Annotated in this window: 25 protein-coding genes; 15 read left to right on the top strand and 10 right to left on the bottom strand. The window is 61.1% G+C overall.

Annotated features, from left to right (window positions below):
- Window positions 1-5: 5 nt before the first annotated feature.
- From AB4Z13_RS03250 to AB4Z13_RS03220, 7 genes are all read left to right on the top strand, one after another.
- A complete protein-coding gene (locus AB4Z13_RS03250; protein ID WP_442205807.1) occupies window positions 6-2,738 on the top strand; it encodes an ATP-binding protein in 2,733 nt (910 codons plus the stop codon).
- A gap of 82 nt (window positions 2,739-2,820) precedes the next feature.
- Window positions 2,821-3,366, top strand: a complete 546-nt coding sequence (locus AB4Z13_RS03245) for a transporter (RefSeq protein ID WP_442205806.1) — start codon at window positions 2,821-2,823, stop codon at window positions 3,364-3,366.
- Between the two features lie 65 nt (window positions 3,367-3,431).
- Entirely contained in the window at window positions 3,432-4,070 is a 639-nt protein-coding gene (locus tag AB4Z13_RS03240) for an ArsR/SmtB family transcription factor (protein WP_442205805.1), read from the top strand.
- Entirely contained in the window at window positions 4,067-5,305 is a 1,239-nt protein-coding gene (locus AB4Z13_RS03235) for an MFS transporter (RefSeq protein ID WP_442205804.1), read from the top strand. Before AB4Z13_RS03240 ends, AB4Z13_RS03235 begins: the two co-directional genes overlap by 4 nt.
- An 84-nt stretch (window positions 5,306-5,389) precedes the next feature.
- On the top strand, window positions 5,390-6,181 hold the full coding sequence (locus AB4Z13_RS03230) for an aminoglycoside phosphotransferase family protein (protein ID WP_442205803.1): 792 nt from the start codon (window positions 5,390-5,392) through the stop codon (window positions 6,179-6,181).
- Between the two features lie 405 nt (window positions 6,182-6,586).
- Window positions 6,587-7,417, top strand: a complete 831-nt coding sequence (locus AB4Z13_RS03225) for an alpha/beta fold hydrolase (RefSeq protein WP_310388006.1) — start codon at window positions 6,587-6,589, stop codon at window positions 7,415-7,417.
- A 230-nt stretch (window positions 7,418-7,647) separates the two neighbouring features.
- Window positions 7,648-8,589, top strand: coding sequence for an MBL fold metallo-hydrolase (locus tag AB4Z13_RS03220; RefSeq protein ID WP_442205802.1), 942 nt, complete (start codon window positions 7,648-7,650; stop codon window positions 8,587-8,589).
- Window positions 8,590-8,632: 43 nt separating this feature from the next.
- Here AB4Z13_RS03220 and AB4Z13_RS03215 read toward each other — a convergent pair whose 3' ends face one another.
- Both AB4Z13_RS03215 and AB4Z13_RS03210 read right to left on the bottom strand, forming a co-directional pair.
- Window positions 8,633-9,028 (bottom strand): GFA family protein, encoded by a 396-nt coding sequence (locus AB4Z13_RS03215; protein ID WP_442205801.1) that lies wholly within the window; start codon window positions 9,026-9,028, stop codon window positions 8,633-8,635.
- Between the two features lie 124 nt (window positions 9,029-9,152).
- Window positions 9,153-9,527: a nuclear transport factor 2 family protein gene (locus AB4Z13_RS03210; protein WP_442205800.1), complete on the bottom strand. Its 375-nt coding sequence runs from the start codon at window positions 9,525-9,527 to the stop codon at window positions 9,153-9,155.
- 363 nt (window positions 9,528-9,890) lie between these two features.
- Here AB4Z13_RS03210 and AB4Z13_RS03205 point away from each other — a divergent pair, with 363 nt between their 5' ends.
- Window positions 9,891-10,640 (top strand): aminoacyl--tRNA ligase-related protein, encoded by a 750-nt coding sequence (locus AB4Z13_RS03205; RefSeq protein ID WP_442205799.1) that lies wholly within the window; start codon window positions 9,891-9,893, stop codon window positions 10,638-10,640.
- A 94-nt stretch (window positions 10,641-10,734) separates the two neighbouring features.
- On the opposite strand, the gene AB4Z13_RS03200 is transcribed toward AB4Z13_RS03205, so the two are convergent.
- A complete protein-coding gene (locus AB4Z13_RS03200) occupies window positions 10,735-11,142 on the bottom strand; it encodes an NUDIX hydrolase (RefSeq protein WP_442205798.1) in 408 nt (135 codons plus the stop codon).
- A gap of 134 nt (window positions 11,143-11,276) precedes the next feature.
- On the opposite strand from AB4Z13_RS03200, the gene AB4Z13_RS03195 reads away from it, so the two are divergent.
- Both AB4Z13_RS03195 and AB4Z13_RS03190 read left to right on the top strand, forming a co-directional pair.
- The gene (locus tag AB4Z13_RS03195; protein ID WP_442205797.1) at window positions 11,277-11,759 is read left to right on the top strand and encodes an HIT family protein; all 483 of its coding nucleotides are present in this window, start codon (window positions 11,277-11,279) and stop codon (window positions 11,757-11,759) included.
- Window positions 11,756-12,514, top strand: coding sequence for an NUDIX hydrolase (locus AB4Z13_RS03190; protein WP_442205796.1), 759 nt, complete (start codon window positions 11,756-11,758; stop codon window positions 12,512-12,514). The genes AB4Z13_RS03195 and AB4Z13_RS03190 overlap by 4 nt, the downstream gene beginning before the upstream one ends.
- A 43-nt stretch (window positions 12,515-12,557) precedes the next feature.
- On the opposite strand, the gene tyrS is transcribed toward AB4Z13_RS03190, so the two are convergent.
- The 3 genes from tyrS to AB4Z13_RS03175 all read right to left on the bottom strand — a co-directional run bounded on the left by tyrS (window position 12,558) and on the right by AB4Z13_RS03175 (window position 16,102).
- Complete coding sequence (gene tyrS, locus AB4Z13_RS03185) at window positions 12,558-13,832, bottom strand: tyrosine--tRNA ligase (protein WP_442205795.1); 1,275 nt, start codon at window positions 13,830-13,832, stop codon at window positions 12,558-12,560.
- 194 nt (window positions 13,833-14,026) lie between these two features.
- On the bottom strand, window positions 14,027-14,503 hold the full coding sequence (locus AB4Z13_RS03180) for an NUDIX hydrolase (RefSeq protein ID WP_439015138.1): 477 nt from the start codon (window positions 14,501-14,503) through the stop codon (window positions 14,027-14,029).
- A gap of 225 nt (window positions 14,504-14,728) precedes the next feature.
- Window positions 14,729-16,102, bottom strand: coding sequence for a class II 3-deoxy-7-phosphoheptulonate synthase (locus AB4Z13_RS03175; RefSeq protein ID WP_439017210.1), 1,374 nt, complete (start codon window positions 16,100-16,102; stop codon window positions 14,729-14,731).
- 255 nt (window positions 16,103-16,357) lie between these two features.
- Between AB4Z13_RS03175 and AB4Z13_RS03170 the strand changes: the two genes are divergently transcribed.
- The gene (locus AB4Z13_RS03170) at window positions 16,358-17,641 is read left to right on the top strand and encodes a pilus assembly protein TadG-related protein (RefSeq protein WP_442205794.1); all 1,284 of its coding nucleotides are present in this window, start codon (window positions 16,358-16,360) and stop codon (window positions 17,639-17,641) included.
- Between the two features lie 49 nt (window positions 17,642-17,690).
- On the opposite strand, the gene gor is transcribed toward AB4Z13_RS03170, so the two are convergent.
- The 3 genes from gor to rpiA form a co-directional block, all read right to left on the bottom strand.
- On the bottom strand, window positions 17,691-19,076 hold the full coding sequence (gor, locus tag AB4Z13_RS03165; RefSeq protein ID WP_442205793.1) for a glutathione-disulfide reductase: 1,386 nt from the start codon (window positions 19,074-19,076) through the stop codon (window positions 17,691-17,693).
- Window positions 19,077-19,184: 108 nt separating this feature from the next.
- Window positions 19,185-19,757 carry a DUF2059 domain-containing protein gene (locus tag AB4Z13_RS03160; RefSeq protein ID WP_113325576.1) on the bottom strand — a complete coding sequence of 191 codons (573 nt, stop codon included), beginning with the start codon at window positions 19,755-19,757 and terminating at the stop codon, window positions 19,185-19,187.
- A gap of 17 nt (window positions 19,758-19,774) precedes the next feature.
- Window positions 19,775-20,473, bottom strand: coding sequence for a ribose-5-phosphate isomerase RpiA (gene rpiA, locus AB4Z13_RS03155; RefSeq protein WP_442205792.1), 699 nt, complete (start codon window positions 20,471-20,473; stop codon window positions 19,775-19,777).
- Here rpiA and AB4Z13_RS03150 point away from each other — a divergent pair.
- Together AB4Z13_RS03150 and AB4Z13_RS03145 are read left to right on the top strand one after the other, a co-directional pair.
- A complete protein-coding gene (locus AB4Z13_RS03150) occupies window positions 20,423-20,671 on the top strand; it encodes a hypothetical protein (RefSeq protein WP_442205924.1) in 249 nt (82 codons plus the stop codon). The genes rpiA and AB4Z13_RS03150 overlap by 51 nt on opposite strands.
- Window positions 20,668-21,405: an HAD family hydrolase gene (locus AB4Z13_RS03145; RefSeq protein ID WP_442205791.1), complete on the top strand. Its 738-nt coding sequence runs from the start codon at window positions 20,668-20,670 to the stop codon at window positions 21,403-21,405. The genes AB4Z13_RS03150 and AB4Z13_RS03145 overlap by 4 nt, the downstream gene beginning before the upstream one ends.
- A 130-nt stretch (window positions 21,406-21,535) precedes the next feature.
- Here the strand turns inward: AB4Z13_RS03145 and AB4Z13_RS03140 are convergent, their stop codons facing one another.
- The gene (locus AB4Z13_RS03140) at window positions 21,536-23,434 is read right to left on the bottom strand and encodes a L,D-transpeptidase family protein (protein ID WP_439015143.1); all 1,899 of its coding nucleotides are present in this window, start codon (window positions 23,432-23,434) and stop codon (window positions 21,536-21,538) included.
- Between the two features lie 432 nt (window positions 23,435-23,866).
- Here AB4Z13_RS03140 and fumC point away from each other — a divergent pair, with 432 nt between their 5' ends.
- Both fumC and AB4Z13_RS03130 read left to right on the top strand, forming a co-directional pair.
- Entirely contained in the window at window positions 23,867-25,258 is a 1,392-nt protein-coding gene (fumC, locus tag AB4Z13_RS03135) for a class II fumarate hydratase (protein ID WP_439015144.1), read from the top strand.
- Between the two features lie 616 nt (window positions 25,259-25,874).
- Window positions 25,875-26,555, top strand: coding sequence for a cupin domain-containing protein (locus tag AB4Z13_RS03130; RefSeq protein ID WP_442205790.1), 681 nt, complete (start codon window positions 25,875-25,877; stop codon window positions 26,553-26,555).
- Window positions 26,556-26,802 lie beyond the last annotated feature (247 nt).

The raw sequence follows: 26,802 nt of genomic DNA, 5'->3' as shown, positions 1-26,802 counted from the left end.
CATGCTTGGAAGAAGAGCTTCAGTTCGGTGCATTTTCGATAGTGCCCGCCAGGCGCAGCCTGTTGCGGGAAGGGTCTGCCGTGCCTCTCGGCAGCCGCGCCGTCGATATCCTGCTGTTTTTGCTCAATCATCCGGGCGAGCTGAAGACCAATGCGGAGATCGTCAGGCAGGTCTGGCCGGATACGTTCGTGGACGAGGCCAATCTGCGCGTCCACGTCTCGGCCCTGCGCAAGGCGCTGGGCGACATCAAGCGCGAACCTCAATTCATCACCAACGTGCCCGGCCGCGGCTATACCTTCATCGCGCCCGTCAATCGCCGCAGCAATGGCGCAGCGCCCGTCGCTCGGCAGACACTCCAGAAATTTCGCCCCGAACGCCTGCCCGCCCGCATCTTCGGCCGTGAACAGACGATCGCGGCCGTGACCGGACAGCTGACCAAGGGCCGTCTCGTGACAATCGCCGGCCCTGGCGGCATCGGCAAATCCACCGTTGCCCGCGCCGTGATTGCGCGCGGCAGCTTCGATGGCGAGATCGTCTGGATCGACCTGTCGGAAGTCGCGACCGGAAATCTCGTGCCGACGGTCGTGGCGTCTGCACTCGGCATCCTCTCGCGCAGCGACGATATCGCAGTGGAGATCGCCGCCCATTTGCAGCCGCGCAATGTCCTGCTCGTGCTCGACAGCTGCGAGCATGTGGTGGGCGATATCGCCAAGCTCACCGAAGACCTGCTGGCGGAAGCGCCCGATCTGCATATCCTCGCCACCAGCCGCGAGCCGCTGCGCGCCGAAGGCGAACGTGTCCACCGTCTGCTGCCGCTCGACCTGCCCTTGTCTGCCGTGACAGCAGAGGCTGCTCTGGCCTCGCCCGCCGTCCAGCTTTTCGTCGAACGCGCCGATGCCTGCCTCGGCGGTTATGAGCTGACGGACGGGGACGCCGCCGATGTCGTCGATATCTGCACGAGGCTCGATGGCATTGCGCTGGCAATCGAGCTTGCCGCTGGCCGGCTGGAGGCGATGGGCATCGCCGCCCTCTCCCGCTCGCTCTCCGACTGCTTCCGGGTATTGACGCGCGGCCGACGCACGGCGCTGCCCCGCCACCAGACACTGCGCGCCACGCTCGACTGGAGCTACCTCATCCTGTCGCCGGAGGAGCAGCAGGCGCTGCGCGAACTCTCCGTCTTCCGCGGCCGCTTCAGCAGCGGGGCCGCAGCCGCGGTCCTTTCCGGCACCGAACCCGGGGATTTGCTGGCCGCCCTCGTCGCCAAATCGCTGGTCGTCGTCGAGACAGCGACCGACGAAACGTTCTACCGCCTGCTCGATACGACCCGCCTCTATGCCGGCGAAAAGCTTGCGGCCTCGGGCGAACTGCCCGATGTCATGGCCCGCTTCTCCGCCTGTCTCTCTAGCGCGCTCGAAAGCGCCGAACAGGATCTCTATGCCGCCTCGCCGGAGGAATGGCCTGATGATTTCGCCCAGCAGGTGCCGGGCCTGCGCGCAGCCCTGGACTGGGCCTTCGGTCCATCAGGCGGCGATGCGCTGCTCGGCGTACGCCTGACGGTCGCCGCCCTGCCGCTTTTCTTTCGCCTGTCATTGCTTGACGAGTGCCTGGCGGCCCTCACCCATGCAATAACCTTCCTCGATGCCCGCCCCGGCCTTGACGAGAAAAGCCGCATGAAACTCTATGCCGCGCTCGGCTGGCCGCAGCTTCGTGCCACCAATGCACCCGAAGACGGCGTTGCCGCCTGGACGACGGCCTGGCGGATCGCCGAGGAACTCGGCGATGTCGATCACCAGCTGCGCGCCATTTGGGCGCTTTGGGTCGATGTGCTGAACCGCGCCGAGCCTCGCCAGGGACTGGAGCTGGCGGAACGCTTCGCAGCCCTCGCTCCGTCCAACGCCGATCCGACCGATGTCATGATCGGCAGGCGCATGAAGGCTGCTACGCTTCACTGGCTCGGCCGCCACGGCGAGGCCCGCCAGGAGCTTCTGGCGATGCTTGCCGACTACGAGCATGTGCCGCAGGCCCGCCATTCCGTCCGCTTTCAGTTCGACCAGCGCGTGACGGCGCGTATCATCATCGCCCGCTGCCTCTGGATATTGGGCGACGAGAAGGCCGCGCTGAAGGAGGTCGAAGAGACAATGCGCTACGCCTGCGATATCGGCCATAACTATTCGATCAGCAATCTTCTCGCCCAAGCCGTCTGCCCGCTGGCGCTTCTCTCCGGGAACGACGGCGAAGCGGCTGCCGCGATCCGGCTTCTGCGTGACCATACCAAGGCCCTGTCGCTCGATGTGTGGCACACCTATGCCGACGGCTTCGAAGCGGAACTACGTCTGCGGGACGGCGAATACCGGCTCTGCCTCGCAAAGCTGCGCCCGGCGATGGACATCCTCGATCTTGCCGGCTTCAACCTTTTCCGCACTTACTTCCAGTCCATCGAGGCGCAGGCCCTGTCAGGCCTCGGTCAACATGCGGAAGCCCATGCGGTGATCGATAGCGCCTTGGAGCATGGCGATGCCTCGGGCGAACGCTGGTGCCTGCCCGAACTCCTGCGGGTGAAGGCAATGGTCACCGCAAAGGGACAGAGCCCGGAAGGGCTGGACGCCGCTTCAGCCATCCTCGAGGCGGCACGCGTCGCCGCAAGGCAGGATGGCGCGATCGGCTGGGAACGCCGCATCAACGTCGATCTCGAAGCCCTCGGCCATGAACCGGCGCAGCTTTCGGGCACGGCCGGCTAAACCCGTTTACACCGATTTACAACGATCAACTCGTCCGCTTCTCGTTGTCTGTGCATCATTGCTCCCCAAGAGGAGGATGCCCATGGACGGCCAAATACCCATCCGTTTTCTGATCATTCTCGCTGCGGATGGAGATAACAGCGAGGTCAGGATCGCGCGCCTCGCACCCGCCTACTATCTTTTCAAGGATGCACCGGCAGAAGTCGTCCTCGCGACACCATCAGGCGGCTTCGCCGATCTGACCAGCGAGTTCCGCCAGACCGTCCATCAGAGCGTCCATAAGGAGCCTACTGTCGGACGTTTCCTCACCGACCGCGCCGCACGCGACGATCTCGCCGATACTCTGCGCCTCGACCAGATCGTGACAGAGGATTTCGACGCCGCCTTCTGCATCGGCCTTTCCGGCCCGCTCTGGTCCGCCGAGGGCGTCGCAGCCACGATCCGTGCCTTTCTGACATCGGGCAAACCGGTCGCCGTCATTCCCGGCCGGCGTCTGGACATAACACCCGAAGGTGCCGCCACCGGCCTGCTGATCCTCGGCGACTGCGAAGCGTCCCCGCTGCTGTCAGCCCATGCGCTTCTCAAGGTCGTGCTGGAAGGCCGCAAGAAAGTGACGTCGGCGGGCTGACAGTCTACAGTCACATATGCAAAGAAATCTTTGCAAAGATTCATTTGCGGTACTAAGCTGCCGCTATGAAAACACCTGTTCCTACACCTGCGTCATCTACATTCCGCAACGTCAGCCGGGTCGTTCCCGACGTCACGGCGCTGAAGGCGCTCGCCCATCCGGTGCGCCTACGTATGCTCGGTATGCTGCGCATCGATGGTCCCGCAACGGCAACGCAGCTCGCGACCCGGCTCGGGCTCAACAGCGGCGCGACGAGCTATCACCTGCGCCAGCTTGCCCAGTATGGTTTCATCGAGGATGCGCCGGGGCCATCCCGTCGTGACCGCTGGTGGAGGGCATGCCACGAGATCACCTCGGTGCCGCCGGCGGAAAACGAAGGCGAGGCTTTCGATATGGACGTCGCCTTCACGCAGGCGATCCTCTCCCTGCAGGTCGATCAGATGCAGAAGGCAGTCGAGGAATATGCCGAGCTGCCGCTCGCATGGCGGAAGGCCAGCACCGCAAGCGACATCATCATTCCGCTGACTTCTGACAAGGCCGAAGCCCTGACGAAGCGGCTGAACGACCTCCTCATGGAAGCGATGCGCGAGGCCCCGCCCCTCGGCGAGCCACTGCCATCAGGCACAGTGCCTTTCACTGTCATGCTGCACGCCTTTCCCTATCCGGGCCGCCTGCCGCATGACGAGGAAGAGAGCGAGCCATGAGCCGCCGCAGTCCCTTCGTCGCGCTCGCGGTCGCCGAAACGCTTTCCATTTCAGGCACGCGGCTCTCCAGCGTCGCCATCCCCTGGCTGGTGCTGAGCACGACCGGCAGTCCCGTGCTGACCGGCCTCGTCGCCATGATGGAGATGCTGCCCTATGTCGTCGCCAAGGCGCTCGGCGGCCCCCTGATCGACCGCCTTGGCCCGAAGCGCATCGCCATCATCTGCGACAGCGCCTCGGTGATCGCCGTCGGGCTCGTGCCCGTGCTGCATCTTCTCGGCCTGCTCACCATGCCGATCCTGCTGCCGATCGTCTTCGCCATGGGCGTGCTGCGCGGTCCTTCGGATGCCGCCAAGCAATCCATGGTCCCCGACATTGCGGAACTCGCCTCGGTGCCACTGGAACGCGTGACCGGCGTCGCTGGCGCCATCGAGCGCCTGGCATCGGCCGCAGGCGCGGCTGGCGCCGGCGCGCTGATCGCCCTTGTCGGACCAAGCCAGGCGCTAGCCGTCAACGCCCTCACCTTCGCCGCCGCCGCCGTGGTCGTCGCAGCCGGCATCCCCCAATTGCGGCGCGCTCCGAAGCCCGAAGCAACCGGCATCGCCGTCTATGGCCGTGAACTCGCGGAAGGCTGGCGCTTCCTGCGCCGCGATGCGGTACTGGTCGCAATCGTGCTGATGGTGGCAACCACTAATCTGCTCGATCAGGCCTTTGGCGCCGTCTTGTTGCCGGTCTGGACGCAGACCTCGGGCCATGGTCCGGCCCTGCTCGGAACCATGTTCGCCGTTTTCTCCGGCGCCTCGATTATCGGCGCCGTGATTGCTGCCATGATCGGCGAGCGCCTGCCGCGCCTTGCCGTTTACACGGTCGCATTCCTGCTGACTGGCTTTCCGCGCTTTCTGGTCTTTGCGGTGGAAACGCCGCTTGCGCTCATTTTTACGACGCTCGCCATTGGCGGCTTTGCCTCGGGCTTCCTCAATCCCATCCTCTCGGCCGTGCTCTTCGAGCGCACGCCGAAGAATTTGATAGGCCGCGTCACATCGCTGAATGCCGCGCTCTGCTGGGCGCTCCTCCCCTTTGGCGGGCTTGTCGGCGGCGCGTTGGTCGATGCCTGGGGCCTTTCAACCGCATTGCTTCTGACAGGTCTCGCCTATCTCGCCGCCACGCTCGCTCCCTTGGCGCACAGCAGTTTCCGTGGCTTCGACAAGCGGCGGATCGCCGACGCCAGCCCCTCCTAAGCAGACTGCCGAACTGTTCGTGGGCAACCCTGTCTATTTCCGCTATCTGGTTGCAAGTGCGATCATGGCTCTGGGGGAGCAAGGATGCCGACATCAGATGACGAAACGCCACTCGCAGGTGGTAATATCAATGCCGGCGTCGTCAGGGTCGCCGATACGGTACGCCGTTCAATGAGCCCCAATAGCCGGAACGTGCACAGGCTGCTGAAGCAACTGGAACGGTGGGGTTTTGCCTATGCGCCTCGTTTCCTAGGTATCGATGACAGCGGAAGAGAAATCCTCTCTTACATGGCAGGCACGGCGATGATCCCGGAGACGCTCTGGGAGAATACCGCTGCCCTCACCGAATCCGCCACAATGTTACGGAAGTTGCACGATGCGACCCGAAGCCTGGACTTCGTCCCCGACGGCAATTGGGCCTATACCTACCCTCTTGCCGAACGCAATGACGTGATTTGTCACAATGATTTTGCGCCCTACAACATGATCTTTCGGGATGGTCTCCCGGTCGCGATCATCGATTTCGACCTCGCAGGTCCGGGGCCGCATCTGCGAGACCTCGCTTACCTCGCCTATTGGTTCGCACCGCTTTCTTTTTCCTCCGAAGACCTAGCCGAACCCTCGGCCCGCGACCTTGCCAATGGTAGCAGCCGACTGAAGCTGCTCTGTTCAGCCTATGGCACCAGAGACTATGTCGGCCTGCTCGATATGGTCCTAGAGGTGCTGAACCACATGGGGGACGAGACGGCGGTTGCGAAGATGGTCGGTCGGGACGCGGCAACCAGGCTGCAAGAGGGCGGACACTTCAATCATTGGAAGAAGGAGGCCAGCTCTTTCAACGAGAACCGGCCGGTCATCTGGCGCAATCTGCAATGATCGCTTCGGGCAATCCAGTTTGCTGATCTTCTGAAGGCGGTAATCCCGCTAGCGCCGGCAGCTTCGAGAATAAAAAGCTTGCGGATAACATACTGTCTTCATGAGGTTAGTACGTCTAATGGCGCATTGCCGTCATTTTTGCTTTGCATCAATTTACGACGGTTAACTCGTATCGCTGCCGGAAGTGAGTCAGCTTGTTCTCGTCGAAGAGGCGCGGAGAAGCCCGCAAGGAGGCAAGCATGCCACACGGAGGCGATCATGAGTGAACGCAGCATTGCACTGACGGCGAATGCCACACGGCGGGACGTTCTTCTGGCAGGAGGCGCCGCCATTGCGGCCATCGCCCTGCCGAAAGCCACGCTTGCCGCAACCAGTCCAACATCACCAGAAAATTGGAGCCAGACCATGCCTTTCATCAAGACCAAGGACGGAACTGAAATCTTCTACAAGGATTGGGGTTCGAAGGATGCCCAGCCGATCGTCTTCCATCACGGCTGGCCGCTCAGCGCCGACGACTGGGACGCGCAGATGATGTTCTTCCTCGAAAAGGGTTTCCGCGTCATCGCCCATGACCGCCGTGGCCACGGCCGCTCGACCCAGACCTTCGAAGGCAACGAGATGGATACCTATGCGGCCGACGTTGCCGCACTGACCGATCACCTCGATCTCAAGAATGCCGTCCATATCGGCCACTCGACCGGCGGCGGCGAAGTCGTCCACTATGTCGCCCGTGCCAAGGAAGGTCGTGTCGCCAAGGCCGTGATCATCGGCGCCGTGCCGCCCATCATGGTCAAGTCGGACAAGAACCCCGGCGGCCTGCCGCTCGAAGTCTTCGATGGTTTCCGCGCAGCCCTCGTCGCCAACCGCGCCCAGTTCTTCCTCGATATCCCGACCGGCCCCTTCTATGGCTTCAACCGTCCGGGCGCCAAGGTCAGCCAGGGCGTGATTGAAAACTGGTGGCGTCAGGGCATGATGGGCGGCGCCAAGGCGCACTACGATTGCATCAAGGCCTTCTCCGAAACCGACTTCACCGAAGATCTGCAGAAGATCACCGTGCCCGTTCTCGTCATGCACGGCGATGACGACCAGATCGTCCCCTATGCCGATTCCGCGCCGCTGTCGGCCAAGCTGCTGAAGAACGGCACGCTGAAGACTTATCCCGGCTTCCCGCACGGCATGTGCACCACGCATCCTGAAGTCATCAACCCGGACTTGCTGGCCTTCATCAAGGCTTAAGTTTTTCTCTCGAAGACATGCGAAGGCGCGCCCTTGCGGCGCGCCTTTTTCATCCTGATATGCGGTCGTCACCGTCGTCAGGGAATGGTTGTCCGGTATAGTGTCCTGGCATCGGCCGTAAAGAACTGAAAATCAATGTAAATCATTGATAATGTTGAATTTTATAGGAGAAATCCTATCGCCGTGCTGCTATTGTCTCCTCATGGTGATATCTCAGAGGAGACGAGCAGATGAACAATGCGGATAATCTCGGCCTATCGGCCACGCGCCGTCAGCTTCTGGCCGGCGCGCTTGCCAGTGCGGCGACCCTTGGCTTGCCGCGCGGCACCTATGCGGCGGGGTTTCATCGCTTTAAGCACGGCGCCTTCGATATCACCATCGTCAGCGACGGCTTCATCACTCTGCCCGCCGAAGTCCTGCTCCCCGATGCGACGCCGGAAGAGCGCCGACCGATCCTGGCGCGGCTTCGCGGCGATGCGGCCGGCGCGCCGGTTCAGGCCAATATCCCGCTCATCCGCCACGGCAGCGACCTGATCCTCATCGATAACGGCTCCGGCAGCCACTTCCAGGCCAGTGCCGGCAAACTCGCCGCCAACCTGAAGGCAGCAGGCATCGAGCCGGAAGCCATCACCAAGGTGATCTTCACTCACGCCCATCCCGATCATTCGGGTGCCACGACCGTGGCCGAAGGTAAGCTGTTCTATCCGAATGCCGACTATTTCGTCAGCGAGACCGAATGGAATTTCTGGACCGATAAGGACTATGAGACCCATATGCCATCAGCGCTGCACGATTTTGCCCGCGGCGCACAACGCGATCTCTTCGCGGTGAAAGACAGGCTCACCCTCGTCAAGCCGGGACAGGAAATTCTGCCAGGAATGCAAGTGATCGAAACATCAGGCCATACGCCGGGCCACATTTCCTTCGAGCTTGCCGGCGACGGCAATCTCCTCATCACGGGTGACGCCTGCACCAATGACGTGATCTTCTTCGAACATCCCGCCTGGCATTTCGGCTTCGACACCGATCCCGAAACCGCCCTGAAAAACCGCCGGATGCTGCTCGACCGCGCCGCTTCGGAAAAGATCAAGCTGCTGGGCTATCACTGGTCCTATCCCGGCGTCGGTTATGCCGAGCGCAAGGGCGAGGCCTACCGCTTCGTCAAAGCCTGAAGCGTGCATCGGCTTTGCGTCCAGAATTGCGTGAAGCAAAACTCTAAGAGCGGCCTGCATATTGCGGAACGCCATCGGGAATCTCGTAGAAATCACCCTTGTCGGCACAGAAGATATGATAGCCGAAGCGGAGCCCGTTTGGTTCGTCGAAAGCGCCGGCCAGGATGGACATAGCCGGCCCGCCGAGCCTCTGCCAGAACAGCGCCGAGCCGCACTGCGAGCAGAAGCCGCGCCTGGCCTCATCGCTCGACTGATACCAGCGCAGGTTTTCCTCGCCGGTAATAGTCAGCGCCGAAACCGGCACGTCGGCCGAAGCATAATAAAGCCCCGTCTGCCGCCGGCATTGCGAGCAATGGCAGCCGACCACGACATCGGGCTTCTCCCGCGTTTCGAACCGCACAGCGCCGCACAGGCACCCGCCTGCATGATGTTCGCTCATTTCCGTTCTCCCCGAAGCAACAGGGAGAGTGACGTCGGTACAACCGCCAGTCAAATCCAAAGCGCTGATCAAAGGCTTCAGCAAAACTGATGCTTTGGAAGAGGCAGAGCATCATCTCGTCGGCTCAGCCCGCCGGCGTGCCTTGATGGAAGACGATCTTCCAGCCCTCGTCTGTACGGCGCCAGATGGTCGAATGGCGCGTTACACGCTGCGGCTCTTCGAGTATGTAGGACAGAAGGAACAGCCCATCCGCCAGCACCGTGATGGTAAAATCCCGGCAGGGCCAATCATGCGGTTCTGGCCCGTTCGCGTAGCGCGCAAGCGATGTTTCGATCGCATAACTGCGCTGATAAACTCTCCCGCTCGCACCGATTTCCCAGAAATTGCTATCGGTCATCCGCTCGAGATCGGCCTGCGACGTGCCGAATTCCCGCCTGTGGAAGATCGGCTCACGGGCAGCAAGTTCTCTAAGAATATGGTCCAGATCCAGATCGCTCATGCCGCCAGAATGCATAAATGGCCCGGGTGCCGCAATGCGAAAAGCCGGTTTGACAAGCGCCCGCCCTGCAAGTACGAAGCTTGCCATGAGTTCCAACAGCGCGCCCCTCTCCCGTCTTGACCGCACCTGCCTGCAGGTTGCCGTTCTGCGCGCTTTTGGCGGACGAGGTCTCCGCGTCCAGTCGTGACGTCCGGATGCCCCAGGTGTCCGGCGAACTGCTGGACGTAAAGCCCTCCGCAAAGCAATTCCAGCAAAAGTGCTCAGCGGTTTTGCGTCCGGAATTGCGACAAGCAAATAGGCAGAACTTTTCTGGTCTTCGAAGAAAACGGAAAAGTTCTCAGGGCTGCCAGGGAGACAGGCACCGTGCTCAATCTTTTCAATGTCAATTCGCTCGTCCACTGGGAGGAGCGTGAAATCAACATGCGCGACCAAATGGTCCGCTTCTTCTCCGAGGAAGTGCGAACCTTCCTCCGGTCAGTTAACCCGGCCTGGGATATCAGACGGGTCGAGGCGCCGGCGCTGACGCCGCGCGCCCTCATCTCGGATGCCTATAGCAATGCCGATATCTGGGTGCAGGAACAGCTTTCCGAAACCGATCCACCGCTCGTACTGCGGCCGGAAACGACGCCTTCCAGCTACGTCTACATGCAACACATTCTTGGCAATCATTCCAGAACGCGTTTGCCTCTCTGCGTTTGGCAGGCCGGTCGATCCTACCGCCGCGAGCAGGAGCAGCCGACCAAGCACATGCGGCTGAAGGAGTTCTGGCAGCTGGAATTCCAGTGCGCCTACACGGCCGACAGCGGCAACGATTACCACGCCGCTTCGCTGGAGCCCGTGCGCCGCATGATTGCCTCGCTCATTCCGCTGCCAACCCGCATCGTGCCCTCTGACCGCTTGCCTGCCTACGCGCAGACGACAGTCGATGTGGAAGTGGATAACGGCGACAAGTGGATGGAAGTCTGCTCGATCTCCCGCCGCACGGATTTTCCCGAACGCTACAGGACGCAGCCGAAAAAGGGTCCGGCCGTCGAGCACGACGTTCTCGTCCTCGAAATCGCCATCGGCCTTGATCGCTGCGTCTATAACTGGAACATGGCAACCAGTCTGTAAGGGAATGCGGGCCGGGTCCACTGGGGCATCCGGCTCGCATTTTAAATATAGTTTTATTTATATGTATTGCAGCCCTGAACGACGGCTTCAGCTGTCAACCCATGTCGCCAGACAGAGACTGTCCCTGAAGCTCGCGGAAGATCGAACACCATTGCGGATGCCCCATATCGTGAAGGGCCTCGGCCTCCCCAGGCGTGACCCATTGCATCGCCGTATGTTCATCACCAAGCAATATCGGATCTGTGCCCTGCCATTCGCTCACCAGAAAGAGATGGTAGGTGGTACCGTGTTCGACATGCTTGGCGACCTTTCGAAACCGCAATGGGGTCAGGCCGATCTCCTCTTTCGCCTCACGCACCATTGCCGCCTCGGGGCTTTCGCCGATTTCAACATGGCCGCCGACCAGATCCCAGCAATCCGGAAAGCGCTCTTTGTGCCCGGCACGCCGGACAAGCAGAACCCGGCCTTCCCGCCAGAAGATGGCGCATGCAATATCAGTCAAAAACATTTCCCTTCGATGCGTCCGCAATCTGTCTCGACAACAGGTGAAAGTCACGTCCCCTTGCCTTGCCGAAGCTTGTCATCGTCGGCCACTGTGCGAATCCGCGCAGGCGCCACGCGATGGAGAAACAGTCCTTGGAAATTCCCGAACAGTTTCATGTATCCGAAACATCAGGCTGGCTGGTGAACCATCGCATCAATTCCGCCCTGCCCGGCTATCTCATGGTCAGCTCGCGAAGCTTCACCAACGACCTGTCGGAACTCTCGCCCGAAGCCCTCGCCGAACTCGGCCCGCTAATCGCAGGGGCGCAGACGGCTCTCGGCACGGTGCTCGGCGCAAAACGCGTCTACATTGGTCGCTATGGCCACGCGCCGGGCTACCCCATCCATTTCCATATCATCCCGATCTATCAATGGGTGGAAGACCTCTTCTGGCAGGACGAGCGCTATCGCCTGCTCCAGACCTTCGCCGAAGGCCCCGGCGAAACGCCGACCGATGGTGCCGAGCTGACCTTCTTCGTCTGGCGGGAATTCTGCGAGCGGGCCGAGCCGCCACCGATAAAGGGGCCATCCATTACCGAGACCATCGAATTGGCGAGAAAGATATTACGCACATGACATTTGCAGACCAGGCATTCACGATATCGGCCGATCATATCCGTTGCCGCCTTGCCGGAAGCTTCCACCTCTCCGATCAGGTCGAGGCGCTGCGAAAGGCGGGCTGGGATCGCTTCCTCGCCAGACACCCCGCCGCCTTCGACGGACAGCTTCTGCGCATGGCAGAGCATCGCATCGAAGACAACAGGCTGACCATCACGGCGCAGAGCACTTGCTTTTCCGCTTATGTGGCGACCCGCCATGCCGGTTTTGCCGAGGAGCACCCGCAGGCCGAGCGCGCTGACCCGCTCGGGCTTACCGTCGTTCTTGTCACCGCAGACCAGCAGGTGATCGTCACCAGGCGAAGCCTCACTGCGGAGCAAAATCCCGGCGCTCTCTATCTGATCGGCGGCTACGCGGAGCCAGCGAAAGGTGAAGAGATCGATCTTTTCGAGGAGGCAGCCCGCGAGCTTGCCGAGGAGGTTGCCGTTACCGATATCGCGCGCTCCTCAGCCTTCGCCATCGGTCTCGCCTACGATCCGGTCTACTGCCATCCGGAGCTGTTCCTGATGGCATCAAGCCGCTCCACCGCCGCCGAAATCCTCGACGGCGCCCGCCATGCGCCCGACCGCAACGAGGCAGCCGAACTCTTCGCGTCACCGCTGAGTGATATCCTGAACAACGGAGATTTCATGCCCGGCTCTGCCAGAACGTGGAGCTTTCTCAAGGCCCAGGCTTTCCTGCAGCAGCATTTCCGCGCGCGCAATGCCCTGTAACATCGGGGAGCGGACGTGACATAGGCGCCCGCCCCCGATCGCATCACGGTTTCGGCCGCAACAGCACGTGCTTCTTCCGGCCGACCGACAAGCGGATGACGCCACCCTCCATATCCGCATAGCCGAGCCGCATGGTTTCATCGCTGACGCTGCGGCTATTGACCCGAACCCCGCCACCAAGGATCAGCCGGCGCGCCTCGCTTTTCGACTTAACAAGCCCGGCGGTCACAAGCGCGTCCGGCAGTGGCAGGCCTTCACGAAGCCCTTCGCCGGTCACCATGACAGTAGGCAGCCCCGCGGCAGATTCGCCGTCTTCGAACATGCGGCGAGACGTTTCGGAGGCCTCTGCCGCGGCATCTACGCCATGGCAGAGCTGTGTCACCTCATCCGCCAGCACCTTCTTCGCCACGTTGATTTCGGAGCCGCTCAGCATTTCCAGCCGGGCGATCTCGTCAAGCGGCAACTCGGTGAAGAGCCGCATGAAGCGGCCGACATCAGCATCCTCGGTATTGCGCCAGAATTGCCAGAACTCATAAGGCGAAAGCCGGTCGGCATTCAGCCACACCGCGCCCGCAGCACTCTTGCCCATTTTCGCGCCCGAGGCGGTCGTCAAGAGCGGCGCCGTCAATCCGAACAGCGTTCGCCCGCCGGCCCGGCGCCCGAATTCCACGCCGCTGAGGATATTGCCCCATTGGTCCGAACCGCCGAGCTGCAGCAGGCAGGCATGCGTTTCGGCAAGCACACGAAAGTCATAGCCCTGCATGACCATGTAGTTGAATTCGAGCAGCGAGAGCGACTGCTCCCGCTCCAGCCGCTGGCGCACGCTTTCGGATGTCAGCATGCGGTTGACAGAAAAATGCGAGCCGACGTCGCGCAGGAAATCCAGGTATTTCAGATTGCCCAGCCAATCGGCATTGTTGACCATGAGCGCATCGGTCGGCCCGTCGCCGAAGGTGAGGAACCGTTCGAAGATGCGTCGGATGCCGGCAAGATTGCCGGCGATCTGCTCTTCGCTGAGCAAGGGGCGCGACGTATCGCGAAAGCTCGGATCGCCGAGCCGGGTCGTCGCCCCGCCCATCAGTGCGATCGGCCTGTTACCGGTCTTCTGAAACCAGCGCAGCATCATGATGGGGATGAGATGGCCGACATGCAGGCTGTCGGCCGTCAGATCGAAGCCGTTATAGGCTGTACCGCTCCCGGCACCGAGCCAGCTATCGAGCGCCTCGAGGTCGGTGCATTGCTGGATGAATCCGCGCTCCGAGAGAACACGCAGGAACTCCGACCGGGGTCTGGTGAATGGTTGGAAATTGAGGGTCACAAGGGTCTCCATGGGGGCCAATCAGGCCGGAGACCTTCTGCTGAAACACGCGCCGCCGACCGTGCGGCGTTTCGGGTGTCGTAGATGACCGTCGCCGCTCTATGGGAGCAGCGCGTAATACAGGCCGGAAAGGGTCGGTACACGGGTCATGCAGCCTGCATACAGGACCTGTGACCCGACCACAAGAGGGCTGATCAACGACGCACGGCACTAGGCAAGGCCGGCTGCGCGGCGGCGGCCTCCATCAGATCGAGGATTCCGTCGGGAAAAATGATCTCGGTACTGCCGACCAGTTCCGCGGCCGACCACCAGTGATGATCGGCCATGACTTCCCGCTCCAAATCCGTCCAACCGCTGTCGGAGATCGCGCCGCGTTCGGCGCGCACGGCGAAGAACTGCTCCTCGGCCCACACTGTCTCGCCATCGGGCAGCCGCAGATCGAAGGACCGGCTGCCGATCGATGTTCCTACCTGCTCCGCATGAAGGCCTGTCTCTTCCCGCAGTTCGCGTAGAGCCGCCTCCTCAAACGTTTCCCCCTCCTCGAGCCCGCCGCCCGGTGTCGCCCAATATTGGCTGCCCGCAAGGGCGCCGGACCTGAAGACGAACTTGAACAGCAGGACGCAGTCGAACTGGTCGAGCAGAAGCAGCCGCGCAGACGGACGTGTTCGCATCAAACTTACCCTCTTGTGTCATCGCTCATCAGAATGGCAATGGAAGATAACTACAGCTTCCGGTTTAGAAAAACATCAAATAGTCCGCTTCGCCTTCCTCTTCGCAGTCGTCGTATTTCCGTGACAGGCACAGAGATGAGGGAGCGTGGATGAGCGCTTCTCCACAAACAAAAGGCCCGGCGCTGGGCCGGGCCTTTCAACTTAATTCGCTGCTCACTACTCGCCTTAAGCGTTGGCAGCCATCCGCTTCTCATCCCGGCCGCCTTTCATGCGCTCGGCCAGCAGGAATGCCAGCTCCAGTGCCTGGTCGGCGTTGAGGCGCGGGTCGCAATGGGTGTGGTAGCGGTCCTGCAGGTCCTCGGCCGTCACGGCGCGGGCGCCGCCGGTGCATTCGGTCACGTCCTTGCCGGTCATCTCGATGTGGATGCCGCCCGGATGCGTGCCTTCGGCGCGGTGGATCTGGAAGAAGCTTTCGACTTCCGAGAGGATGCGCTCGAAGGGGCGCGTCTTGTAGCTGTTGAGCGTGATCGTGTTGCCGTGCATCGGGTCGCAGGACCAGACGACCTTCTTGCCCTCACGTTCGACGGCACGAATGAGCTTCGGCAGGCTGTCGGCCACCTTATCGTGGCCGAAGCGGCAGATCAGCGTCAGGCGGCCGGCTTCGTTGGCAGGGTTCAGCGCGTCGATCAGTTCGATCAGGTTGTCTGGCTGCAGCGACGGGCCGCACTTGAGACCAACAGGGTTCTTGATGCCGCGGAAATATTCCACATGCGCATGGTCGAGCTGGCGTGTGCGGTCGCCGATCCAGATCATATGGCCTGACGTCGCGTACCAGTCGCCCGAGGTGGAGTCGACGCGGGTCAGCGCTTCTTCATAGCCAAGCAGCAGCGCTTCGTGGCTGGTGAAGAAATCCGTCTCGCGCAGGCTCGGATTGTTGTCCGGGGTGATGCCGATCGCCTTCATGAAATCCATGGTTTCGCTGATGCGGTCGGCAAGCTTGCGGTAGCGCTCGCCCTGCGGGCTGTCCTTGACGAAGCCGAGCATCCACTTGTGCACGTTGTCGAGATTGGCATAGCCGCCCATCGCGAAGGCGCGCAGCAGGTTCAGCGTCGCGGCCGACTGGCGGTAAGCGTCGAGCTGGCGCTCCGGGCTCGGGATACGGGATTCCGGCGTGAATTCGATGCCGTTGACGATATCGCCGCGGTAGCTCGGCAGCGACACGCCGTTCTGCGTTTCCATCGGTGCCGAGCGCGGCTTGGCGAACTGGCCGGCGATGCGGCCAACCTTCACGACGGGAAGCTGGGCGCCAAAAGTCAGCACGACGGCCATCTGCAGGAAGGCGCGGAAGAAGTCTCTGATATTGTCGGCGCCATGCTCCAGGAAGCTCTCGGCGCAGTCGCCACCCTGCAGCAGGAAGGCATTGCCTTCGGCCACATTGGCAAGCGCGCTCTTCAGGCGGCGGGCTTCCCCGGCAAAAACGAGCGGCGGATAGGTGGAAAGCACGGCTTCCGTCGCGGCCAGCGCAGCCGCGTCAGGATATTCCGGAACCTGCTGGATTGGCTTGCTCCGCCAGCTGCTCGGGGTCCAATTCTGTGCCATGTCACTCATCTGCTTCCCCATCCAGTTTGCCCCGGATGCCTGCCCGTTAAAGAATGCGGCGGCTTATAAACCTTTCGGCTCCCCTTGCCTAGCGCATTCGGCGCCCCGGGAGAGTTTCGATCGGCGGCTCGCAGCGTCACTCTGGCTGCGCCAATATGACATCGAAACTGGCGTTAAGACGATATATACCATGCTATTTTCCGGCTAATTTAGATTTCGAATGTACAGAATACCCTAATAAAATAGGGGTTCAGCATGGGTATCCTTTCGTCCGCTTTCCTTTCGGACCGGTCTGGCAATTTCGGCATCATGACGGCACTGCTGATGGTGCCGCTGGTCGGCTCTGCCGGTTTGGCGCTGGACTATGCCCATGCGCTGAGCCTGCGCACCCAGCTCTATGCCGCCGCTGATGCCGCAGCCGTCGGCGCCGTTTCCGAAAAATCGGATGCGGTGGCAGCCGCCATGACCATGAAGGGCAACGGCACCATCTCCGTTGCCAAGACGGATGCCCGCAGCATCTTCTTTTCACAGATGTCCGGTGAACTGACCTCGGTGCCGGTTGAGCTCAGCATCGATGTCACCAAGACGGCAAACAAGATCAATTCGTTCGTCTCCTTCAGCGCCTCCGTGCCCACCACCTTCATGCATGTCCTCGGCCAGGACTCGATCACCATATCGGGCACGGCGACGGCGGAATATCAGACCGCCTCCTTCATGGATTTCTACATCCTGCTCGACAATACGCCATCCATGGGTGTCGCCGCGACCCCGACCGATGTTTCCAAGCTGGAGGCCAAGACCGGCTGTGCCTTTGCTTGCCACCAGATGGACCAGGCCACCAATAATTACACGATCGCCAAGAGCCTCGGCGTCGCCATGCGCATCGATGTGGTGCGCCAGGCAACCCAGGCGCTGACCGACACGGCTAAGACCGAGCGCGTCAGTGCCGACCAGTTCCGCATGGGCGTCTACACCTTCGGCACCAAGGCCGAGGATGCCAAGCTGACGACGATATCAGGCCTCACCTCGGATCTGACGCAGGTGAAGAACTATACGAACGCCGTCGACCTGATGACCATTCCCTATCAGAACTACAATCAGGACCAGCTCACCAGCTTCGACAGCGCCATGACGCAGATGAACACCATCATCGATCCGGCCGGCGACGGAACGTCGAACGTCAACCCGGAAAAGATCCTGTTCTTCGTGTCGGATGGCGTCGGCGACAGCTACAAGCCTTCGACCTGCACCAAGAAGACGACGGGTGGCCGCTGCCAGGAGCCCATCGATACGTCCTTCTGCAAGCCGCTGAAGGATCGCGGCGTCAAGATCGCCGTGCTCTATACGACCTACCTGCCGCTGCCGAGCAACGCCTGGTACAATACCTGGATCAAGCCCTTCCAGAACGAGATACCCACGCGCATGGCCGCCTGCGCCTCGCCCGGCCTCTATTTCGAGGTGTCGCCGACCGAAGGCATTGCCGATGCCATGAAGGCACTGTTCCTGAAGGTCATCCGCGCGCCGCGGCTAACCAGCTAACCACCCTCACCTGCCGCTCGTGCGGCAGGCATCATTTCATGAGAACAGATCAGACGCGCTGGCCGTCACGGATACGGTAGCTCGGCGCATACATGGTCACCAGCTCTTCGGCGGCCGTCGGATGCAGCGCCATGGTGCGGTCGAAATCATCCTTGGTGCAGCCGGCCTTCAGCGTGATGCCGAGGATCTGCGCCATCTCGCCGGCGTCGTGACCGAGGATATGGGCGCCGACAACCTTGCGGCTTGCGGCATCGACGATCAGCTTCATCATCATCTTTTCGGCCCGGCCCGAAAGTGTGGCCTTCAGCGGCCGGAACTGGGCGCGGTAGACTTCCAGCTCCTTGTAGCGCTTGCCCGCCTCTTCCTCGGAAAGGCCGACCGTGCCGATCTCCGGCTGCGAGAACACCGCCGTCGGGATCAGGTCGTAATCCGGCTTGGTCGGATTGTTCTTGTATTCCGTCTCGATGAAGCACATGGCCTCATGGATCGCCACCGGCGTCAGCTGTACCCGGTCGGTGACATCGCCGAGCGCATAGATACCGTCGACATTGGTACGCGAATAGTCGTCGACAATGATGGCGCCGCGCTCGTTCAGCGCAACACCCGCCTTTTCGAGCCCGAGCCCTTTCGTATTCGGATCGCGGCCGAGCGCCAGCATGACGACACCGGCGTTGAGCGTGCCGTTTTTCAGCGTCTCGATGACGAGGCCGTCTTCGCCCTTCGTCACCTTCTGCATCACATCCTGGCAGAGGATGCGGATGCCCTTGGCAGCCATCGCCTCATGCAGCCCGCGCCGCAGGTCTTCGTCGAAGCGCGAAAGGATCTCGGTGCCGCGGTAGATCAGCGTCGTCTCGACGCCGAGTCCGTGGAAGATATTCGCAAATTCGACGGCGATGTAGCCGCCGCCGGCAATCAGGATCGATTTCGGCAGTTCTTCCAGATGGAAAGCCTCGTTGGAGGAAATGCAGAGCTCGTGGCCGGGCAGTGCCTCATGCGGGTTCGGCCTGCCGCCGGTCGCAATCACGATGGTCTTGGCGGTGACCGTTTCGCCTGTTTTCAGCAGCCTGATCGTATGCGCATCGACGAGTTCGGCGCGCGTCTCCAGGATTTCGGCATTGGCGCCGGCAAGTCCCTTCTTGTAGAGCCCTTCCAGCCGCGCGATTTCGCCATCCTTGGCGGCGATCAGCTTCTTCCAGTCGAACGAGCTTTCGCCGACCGTCCAGCCGAAGCCGGCTGCATCCTCGAAATGCTCGTGGAACTGCGAGGCATAAACGAAGAGCTTCTTCGGCACGCAGCCGCGGATCACGCAGGTGCCGCCATAGCGGTATTCCTCGGCGATCGCCACCTTCTTGCCGAGCGAGGCCGCGACGCGCGCGCTGCGCACGCCACCAGAACCGCCGCCGATGACGAAGAGGTCGTAGTCGAAGGAAGGCATGATGATCTCCGGAGGGAATCGCTGGATGGGTGGTTCACATATAGGAGGGAGGATTAGAAAAACAAAAGCCCGGACGATGCCGGGCTTTTGCGAAAGGTGAAGGCGGCCTTACGGCTTGGCCGGTGCCGGTGCTGCGGTCGGAGCCGGCGTCGCCGGGCTGTCGGTCGGCGGCGGCGGAGCCTTGATGACCTTGGAGAGCTGGACATTGCTCTGCTTTTCGAGGTCGCGGGAAATGCCCTGCGCCCAGATGTCGGCAGCCTTGGCGGTTTCGCGCGAGGCAACCGGGCCGTCGCGCAGCAGCTTCTTGCCGACGTCGGAATTGTAGAAGTCGGCAATCGCCTTAAGCTCTTCGACCGAGAAGGCCTTGGCATAGGTCAGAGCCGCTTCCTTTTCGAGGTCGGCACGGCGCGGTGCCAGAGCCAGTGCCTGCGCATCGACGGTCGCGGAGATGACATCCTGATAGTTCGGCGAATCCTGGATGAGGCCAGCCTTCAGACGCTCGGCCAGACCCGGCAGGATGTTGTCATACTGGGTGGTTGCGCCGATGGCGTCCATGGCTGCGCGGGCAGCCTTCAGCTGCTCTTCGGACACTTCCTGCGCTCTTGCGGCAGAGCCAAAGGCAAGCCCGGAAAGAACGATGGTCGCAGCGGCAAGACGGCCAAGACCTGCAATGTTCATCATGAGTTTCTATGCTCCTGTTATCTGTTTGCCTGCAGCGTGCGGGCGCCTGCAGGACCGGCAATGATCGCAAGCGCCGCCATGTTGATGAAAAGCCCGTGCTCCACGACACCGGGTATGGAATTCAGTTCCCTCGAAAGCGCCTCTGCATCAGGAATGCGGCCAAAAGATGCATCGATGATGTGATGTCCGCCGTCAGTCATAAACTCTCCGTCACCGGACTGACGCAACGTCAGTTCGCCGGAGAGACCAAGGCGTGAGGCGGTCCTTTCGATCGCGATGCGCGTCGAAACGAGGCCGAAGGGATTGACCTCGATCGGCAATGCGAAAGCGCCGAGCGTCTGCACCAGCTTGCTTTCGTCGGCAATGACGATCATCCGAGTCGAGGCTGCAGCGACGATCTTTTCGCGCAACAGCGCACCGCCGCCACCCTTGATGAGCCGCAAGTCTGCATCGACCTCGTCAGCGCCGTCGATGGTGAGATCCAGTTGTGGCAGCTCATCCAGCGATTTCAGGGGAACGCCGAGTTCGACGCAGAGCCGCGCGGTGCGCTCGGACGTCGGAACGCCTTCGACCTTGAAACCGGCTGCAACCTTTTCAGCGAGCACGCGAACGAATTCCTCCGCCGTGCTTCCGGTCCCGATTCCAAGACGCATGCCGTACTCAACATGGACAAGCGCGGCCTCAGCGGCCTTGATCTTCATTTCGCGGGCATCCATGCGCCGCCAGCTCCTGATATTGCGTTGGATGTGCTGTTTACACGGCTCGTATTGCAAACGAAAGCCAAAATCATCGTCCTGCGATTGAAAGCCACGCGTTTCGGCTGCGAGTTTTCTATCAGCCGTCCTGGCGTTGCTTTTCGCCTGTTCATCGCCTACTCCCGGATGATCCTACCCTGCAAAGAGGCATCACTTTGACCCCCGCTCCCGAAAATGCCCGCCAAGCTCTTCCCCAGAATAGGGCCCTTGTTGTCTTCGATCTCGACGGTACGCTGCTCGACACCCATGTCGATCTGGTCGAAAGCCTGAACTACACGATCGCAGCGCTCAATCTTGAGCCCGTCACCTATGACGACCTGACGCACTTGGTCGGCCAGGGCGCCCGTGTGATGATCGAGCGCGCCTGCAAGCTGCAGGGCCGCCCGATCTCGCAGGAAGAGCTGCCGGCACTGGTGGAGCGTTTCGTGGCCCATTATAGCGCAAACATGCCGGGCCATACCGAGCCCTACCCCGGTCTCGTCGCCGCGATGGATAGCCTGAAGGCATCGGGCTATGCGCTCGCCGTCTGCACCAACAAGATGGAAGGGCTCGCGACCGTACTCCTGGAGAAGCTCGGGCTGACGCATTATTTCGACGCGATCACCGGCGGTGATACGTTCGAATACCGCAAGCCCGACGCGCGGCATCTGACCGGCACGATTGAACGCGCCGGCGGCGATGTTGCCCGCGCCGTGATGATCGGTGACAGTGTCAATGATATTGCGGTGGCGAAGAATGCCGGTGTGCCGGCGATCGCCGTACCCTTCGGCTATTCGGATGTGCCGGTGTCAGCTCTCGATCCTGACGTGATCATCACGCATTTCGATGAACTGACGCCGGAACTGGTGGAGAGTCTGCTGAACGGTTCTGCGGCGAAGGTTGCTATTGTCTGAGGGTTGGCGATCGGGTTGATGCATCTGCAGTCACGACCCCTCTCCTCAATATTTCCCGTAGGCAAACACCCAAAAACAAAACGGGCGACCCAAAGACCGCCCGTTCAATTTACCCATCAAACGCTTGGCGTCAGATCTGCGCCTCACGCGACTTCGTCGTCACGTCGAACGCCTTGTCGACATAGGCATCGCGACCATAGACGTCGTCGAAATATTCGATCACGCCGTCCTTGTTCGGCCAGGCGGTGAAATAGGATACATAGACCGGGATCTTCTGCGGCACCTTCACGGCATGGTTCTGGCCGGTAGCAATTTGCTTCGCCACATCATCGACGGTCGTGCCGAGAACGGCGGCCGCCATGGCGCGCGGGTCTGCCAGGCGCACGCAGCCGTGGCTCAGCGCACGCATGTCACGCTTGAAGAAGCTCTTCGAGGGCGTGTCGTGCATGTAGATGGCATGGCTGTTCGGGAACAGGATCTTCAGTTCACCCAGCGCATTGTCGCTGCTCGGCGGCTGGCGGACCGAGATGTTCTGCGTCGAGCCATACCAATCGACGCTGGAAGACGGAACGGCACGGCCGCCGACTTCGACCTCGTAGCCCATCTGGTCCAGATAGTTCGGGTCGGAGCGCAGCTTCGGCAGCATCTCGTTGATGATGATCGACTGCGGCACGCCCCAGAACGGGTTGAACTCGACCGTCTCGATTTCGTCGTCGAAGAAATAGGTCTGGTTGTTCTTGCCGCCGACGACCGTGCGCATCGCAAGCTGCTGCTTGGAGTCGTTATAGTAGTAGGCCATGAAGGCCGGCTGGTTGATCATCACATAGCGCGGGCCGAGATCATCAGGCAACCAGCGCGCCTGCTCCATGGCAACGACGAGCTTGTCGATCTTGGAGCCGTTGCTGTCGCCGCCAGTCATGGTGCGCACGGTCGCCTGGCCGATGACACCATCAGGCTTCAGGCCATGTTCCTTCTGGAAGTCCTCGACCAGTGACACGATCTCGGGCGAATAATCGCTGCTGCCGGTATAGGCCGAGAAGGTGGCAGCATGTGCTGTCTTCAGCTCTTCCGAACCATTCTTCTGGATCGCCTTGACGATGTTGGCGACTTCCAGCGAGCTGTCGCCCGGGTGCAGCAGGGAAGTGAGCGAAATGGTGATCGGCGCTTCATTGCCGCCGTCGGCGGCGCGCAGCTTGGCAAGCTCGGCCTTCAGCGCCAGGAACTGCGTGCTGTCGGGGTTGCGGCTGTTGAGATAGGCAGCGACGTCAGGGCTCATGCGGGAGAGCTTCAGCACCGGATCGAGCTTGACGACCTTGCGCTGGAAATCATGGTAGCCGGAGAGCTTGTTGGGGTCGACGCGGCCGCGCGTCGTGTCCTGCACATAGGCAAGAACCTTGGAGGAAAGCGCCAGTTCGAACTGCGTCAGTGCCCGGTCGCGGACATCGGGATCCGGATTGGCCGGATCGATGGTCGGTTCGGACACGGCATAATCGGCCGGATCGAGGCCGACGCTTGCAGCATCGGCGAGCACGCTGAGGGCCGCCTTGCCGTGATCATTAATGCCATCGTTGGAAACCCAGACCAGCGGGTTCTTGCCGTCACCGTAATAGGCCTGCAGGGCCTTGGCGACATCGGCATTGGCGCGAACCTTGGCTTCCGTCAGGAAGTGGCGCTGTGGAGCACCGTCGGTCGTGGCCGCGCCCGAGACGTCGGCGACCGCGCCGGTGACAACAGGATCGGCAAACTTCGTCGTATCGACGAACTGCAGCGTTTCAGCCTTGTACGTGTAGTAGCGCGGGCTGGAAACCTTCGGCATCGCGGCTTCCGGATCGATATCGCCGCCAAGGCCGTTACGATTGCCGGGATTGCCGCGAACCGGAGCCGAAGGGTCCATGATGATCGTGCTCTGGCCGCTTCTTGCCCGGTCGCCGCGCAACATGTCCATCAGCGTATAGGCATGCGCAGGAACCGCGCCCATCACGCAGGAAAGTGCCAATGCGGAAACCGCGCTTTTCAAAACGAATTTCATCTTGTTTTCCAGTCCCAGTACCATGCTGTTGTCGAGCAAAAAGGCTCTGATCAATTCTTCCAGAATTTCCCCGGCAGCTGCGGCCCATTCATCAGAAATCGGACTACGCTGCCAGCGCTTTCAAGCTCAACTTTGTGTGACGGGGTCGAACGCAAGCGCCGTGCGCCAGTTCACACAAAATTATGAAATTATTAGTTAATTTTTTACCGAATTTTCCACCGTGAGAAAGGGCACTTTCTGCCACTCTTTGCATTAATTTCCCGGCGTGGCCGAAAAAACACGGCCATATAGCGCCTGAATGGTGATGCAAAACATGAGATCCGTCTTCAATATTTCGCATAAGCTCCGGTTTTCTTGAAAAGCTTTCCACCCTATAAGTCCCTCATCTTCAAAGACTGCTCTTAACAGCATGTGACAGGAAGGCACGAAGCCATGAGTTCCACCCGCACCGAAACCGATACATTTGGCCCGATCGAAGTCGCCAGCGACCGTTACTGGGGCGCGCAGGCGCAGCGTTCGCTCGGCAATTTCAAGATCGGCTGGGAAAAGCAGCCGCTCTCGATCGTGCGGGCGCTCGGCATCGTCAAGCAGGCGGCGGCGCGTGCCAACATGGCGCTCGGCCAGCTCGATTCCAACATCGGCAAGTCCATCGTGGATGCCGCCCAGGAAGTGATCGACGGCAAGCTGAACGACCATTTCCCGCTGGTCGTCTGGCAGACCGGTTCCGGCACGCAATCCAACATGAACGCCAATGAGGTGATCTCCAATCGTGCCATAGAAATGCTCGGCGGGGTCATGGGTTCCAAGAAGCCGGTGCACCCGAACGATCACGTTAATATGAGCCAGTCGTCGAACGATACCTACCCGACGGCCATGCACATCGCTTGCGCCGAACAGATCGCCCATCACCTGCTGCCTTCGCTGAAGCACCTGCATGCCGCCCTCGACATGAAGGTCACGGAATTCAGCCACATCATCAAGATCGGCCGCACGCACACGCAGGATGCGACGCCGCTGACGCTCGGCCAGGAGTTTTCCGGATACGCCGCGCAGGTGGGCTCCGCCATCAAGCGTATCGAAATGACCCTGCCCGGCCTTTGCGAACTCGCCCAGGGCGGCACCGCCGTCGGCACCGGGCTGAATGCGCCGGTCGGTTTTGCCGAAAAGGTTGCCGAAGAGATCGCAGCAATCACCCACATGCCCTTCGTGACCGCACCGAACAAGTTCGAGGCGCTCGCCTCGCATGATTCGATGGTCTTCGCCCATGGCGCGATCAACGCGGCAGCGGCCGCCCTCTTCAAGATCGCCAACGACATCCGCCTTCTCGGCTCCGGCCCGCGCGCCGGCCTCGGCGAACTGGCCCTGCCCGAAAACGAGCCCGGCTCCTCGATCATGCCCGGCAAGGTGAACCCCACCCAGTGCGAGGCGCTCACACAAGTCTGCATCCATGTCTTCGGCAACCACGCGGCCCTCACCTTTGCCGACAGCCAGGGCCATTTCGAGCTCAACGTCTACAATCCGATGATGGCCTATAACTTCCTGCAGTCGGTGCAGCTTCTCGGCGATGCAGCCGTCTCCTTCACCGACAATTGCGTCGTCGGCATCGAGGCCCGCGAAGACAATATCAAGGCCGGCCTCGAACGCTCGCTGATGCTGGTGACCGCCCTTGCCCCCAAGATCGGCTACGATGCCGCCGCCAAGATCGCCAAGACGGCACACAAGAATGGTACGACGCTGAAGGAAGAGGCGCTAGCGAGTGGGCTGGTGACATCGGAGGAATATGACGCGATCGTGCGCCCGGAGACGATGATCAGCCCGATGTGAGCCGATCGCCGATAATATAGTGAAAGGGCCGGCTCTGCCCCAGCCCCTGACCTAAATGTGGAATCGCTCAAGCTTTACAGATCTCACATTTTTGAACCACGACCTCTTTTGGTCCCGAAGCCTCCCCACATCCCACGATCCGGAAGGACCGCAATGGGTGGAACCATGCCATCCAACCAACCACCTCGTAACGTCGGGACTGCATGCACGGGCCGCCCACTCGGCTCCAATGCCACGCATTCGGGCAGGCGGAGCGGCGTCGCGATCCATTTCATGGCTTCAGGCGCAGAGCGGAGAACCGGCCATGCGCATAGATTTCGATCACACGCCTCCCACCATCCGATCATTTCTCAAATCTGCCGAAATTTTGCGAACGGAGCCGTTCTGGACATGATCCCTCAGCCTCCAAACTGTGGTAGAATGACCGATCAGAAATGCAATCGAAGGGGGAAGCCGCATGGATATGCGGGCGGGTTAGGTGTTTGCCATCAACGGCGCGATTGCCGCTCGTCACTTCTCCACGACATTCGAGCAACGATATTTGCGCTTCTTGCGGCCATCGCCATGCCTTGACAGTGAGAGACTGGAGGGCGGCGCACCGCCTACGGTCGCCTGATTGCACGACATCGCACTCACCGTCGAGCGGCCCGCCAACGAAGCATCAGTAGGAGGACCAACCATGAAGCTGCGATCCCTCAGCGTACGCCATATCGGCGCGCTTATGATTTCCCTATCTGCTTTCGGGCTGATGACTTCAGCCACATTGTCCGAAGAAAACAAGTTCTTCATCAAGCCGGTGGCTGAGAAGAAGGTCACAGAGCTGCCGTCTGGGCCATTGTACTGGCGGCTGGAGAATTTCCCGACGCTGAAGGATGCCCAGCGCGCGGCGGGTCCGACCTCGCTTGCGGCGGAAGTTGCGGACAAGATCTGGCTGTTCACGCTCGGACCGAAGAATGGATCCACAACAGGCGGAACCAAGGTCGTCGAGATCGGCCCCCTTCCGCCGATCAGCGCGAGCGAGTATTTGCTGCGCGTCAATCGCGCTGGCGGAGCGCCCGGCACTAAGACGCCAATCCATACGCATCCGGGATCCGAGGCATTCTATGTGCTGACTGGCAAGCTCGGTCAGAAAACGCCCCACGGCGTGACCTACACTGAAGCCGGCATGACCATGACCGGACACGGGGCCGATACGCCGATGGAGGTGTTCAACGCCGGCACAACCGATCTCGATGAGCTGGCCATCTTCGTGGTGGACGCCAATCGGCCGTTTTCCTCGCCGGCCAGCCTCGACTGAGCGACGTGACGATGGCCAAGGCAGGTAGTTTTCCCCAGGCTGTAGCAATCGTCCGTGAGGCTCATTGAATAGCCATCCTGACGTTGCATCTCGCATCGCATGTAGGCTGCCTGGTCACCGTCGAGCGGCGACATTCAGAGACCCCAGTCGGGCCACCCGCAAGCTCACAAAGCTATGGCGGCCCGATCAAGCAGCATCGGTCACTGGCCATGCGGCGCTGGCAGATCAGACCGCAGGTATGCGGGCG

It is taken from the genome of Rhizobium sp. YAF28 (assembly GCF_052113285.1).
GTDB lineage: Bacteria > Pseudomonadota > Alphaproteobacteria > Rhizobiales > Rhizobiaceae > Rhizobium.
This window is presented reverse-complemented; position numbering and strand designations above follow the sequence as displayed.